Annotated in this window: 1 protein-coding gene and 1 pseudogene; both read left to right on the top strand. The window is 37.9% G+C overall.

All coding sequences use genetic code 11. The features are described 5' to 3' along the window. The first annotated feature begins 35 nt into the window (after window positions 1–35). A complete protein-coding gene (locus tag AB4209_RS22510) occupies window positions 36–257 on the top strand; it encodes a PTS sugar transporter subunit IIB (RefSeq protein WP_372057462.1) in 222 nt (73 codons plus the stop codon). Between the two features lie 10 nt (window positions 258–267). Continuing rightward, window positions 268–659 (top strand): annotated as a pseudogene (locus AB4209_RS22505) (PTS transporter subunit IIC); the annotation flags it as partial. Window positions 660–745: the final 86 nt, after the last annotated feature.

The raw sequence follows: 745 nt of genomic DNA, 5'->3' as shown, positions 1-745 counted from the left end.
GAATTACGCAACAAAGCCGCCTTGGTACTTCTCTAATGATGGAAATGGCAGTAAAAGAAGTCGCTAAAAAAATCGGTTTCGAAGCAGAAGTTGATCACGAAGATCTATCATCTGCAGCATCAAGCAATGCGGATATTTGGGTTGCAGCAACAGACGTTGCAAACCAACTAAAAGACGCTGGTAAAGAGAATATCATCAGCCTTAAAAATATTTTTGACAAAGCATCTATTGAAGAACAACTAAAAACTTTCATGTAAGGTCAAAATTATGCAAAACTTTTTCGAGTTCATGCTCGGCTTATTAAAAGAGCCGGCGATCATGGTAGGTTTAATTGCTTTTATCGGCCTGGTTGCACAAAAAGCAGATGTTTCTACCATTCTAAAAGGCACAATTAAAACCGTAATGGGTTTCCTAATTTTAGGTTTTGGTGCTGGCGCTCTTGTTGGCGCACTAAATAACTTCTCTGTTGTATTTACTGAAGCATTCGGCGTAAGTGGTGTTATTCCAAATAACGAAGCAATTGTTGCATTAGCACAAGAAGCATTCGGTTATGAAATGGCTCTAATTATGTTCTTCGCATTCGTTGTGAATATTTTATTGGCTCGTTTAACACCTTTAAAATATATTTTCTAACGGGTCACCACACAATGTTCATGTCAGGGCAAGATCATGAAAAACCCATATGGAATAAGGGATGACGTGAAGTCATATTTTCACTAATTAGGCTGAAGTCACAATAACCTCA

The organism is Vibrio sp. 10N.286.48.C11 (assembly GCF_041469805.1).
Classification (GTDB): domain Bacteria; phylum Pseudomonadota; class Gammaproteobacteria; order Enterobacterales; family Vibrionaceae; genus Vibrio; species Vibrio crassostreae_C.
This window is presented reverse-complemented; position numbering and strand designations above follow the sequence as displayed.

Bases quoted from the DNA above. Each gene is read 5' to 3' on its own strand.
- AB4209_RS22510 (WP_372057462.1), top strand. From the start codon at position 36: ATGATGGAAATGGCAGTAAAAGAAGTCGCTAAAAAAATCGGTTTCGAA.